We start from the raw sequence: 777 nt of genomic DNA, 5'->3' as shown, positions 1-777 counted from the left end.
TCACCTCAATACCTTTGATGGTGGCGTAAGCCGTCTTCATGGATTTAAATCCCAGCGTGGCGTTGATTATCCGTTTCAGTTTGCCATGATCGCATTCAATCACGTTGTTCCGGTACTTAATCTGTCGGTGTTCAACGTCAGACGGGCACCGGCCTTCGCGTTTGAGCAGAGCAAGCGCGCGACCATAGGCGGGCGCTTTATCCGTGTTGATGAATCGTGGGATCTGCCACTTCTTCACGTTGTTGAGGATTTTACCCAGAAACCGGTATGCAGCTTTGCTGTTACGACGGGAGGAGAGATAAAAATCGACAGTGCGGCCCCGGCTGTCGACGGCCCGGTACAGATACGCCCAGCGGCCATTGACCTTCACGTAGGTTTCATCCATGTGCCACGGGCAAAGATCGGAAGGGTTACGCCAGTACCAGCGCAGCCGTTTTTCCATTTCAGGCGCATAACGCTGAACCCAGCGGTAAATCGTGGAGTGATCGACATTCACTCCGCGTTCAGCCAGCATCTCCTGCAGCTCACGGTAACTGATGCCGTATTTGCAGTACCAGCGTACGGCCCACAGAATGATGTCACGCTGAAAATGCCGGCCTTTGAATGGGTTCATGTGCAGCTCCATCAGCAAAAGGGGATGATAAGTTTATCACCACCGACTATTTGCAACAGTGCCACTTCGACGACTACCTGCTGCCGGCCGAGAAGTTCGCCGCACTCAAGCGCGAGCAGGCCCTGCCCCTGGCGATCAACCCGAACAGCGACCAGTACCTGGAA

1 protein-coding gene is annotated in these 777 nt (G+C 54.3%); it reads right to left on the bottom strand.

Annotation, left to right across the window (positions count from 1 at the left end; all coding sequences use genetic code 11):
- Nucleotides 1-613: IS6-like element IS26 family transposase (locus ACLJRL_RS41190; RefSeq protein WP_040177454.1), on the bottom strand; the 613-nt coding region annotated here is incomplete at its 3' end.
- Nucleotides 614-777: the final 164 nt, after the last annotated feature.

Origin of the sequence: Amycolatopsis sp. lyj-112 (assembly GCF_046549055.1) — a bacterium.
GTDB lineage: Bacteria > Actinomycetota > Actinomycetes > Mycobacteriales > Pseudonocardiaceae > Amycolatopsis.
The sequence above is the reverse complement of the archived record's forward strand: the minus strand, read 5'-3'. Positions and strand labels throughout refer to the sequence as shown.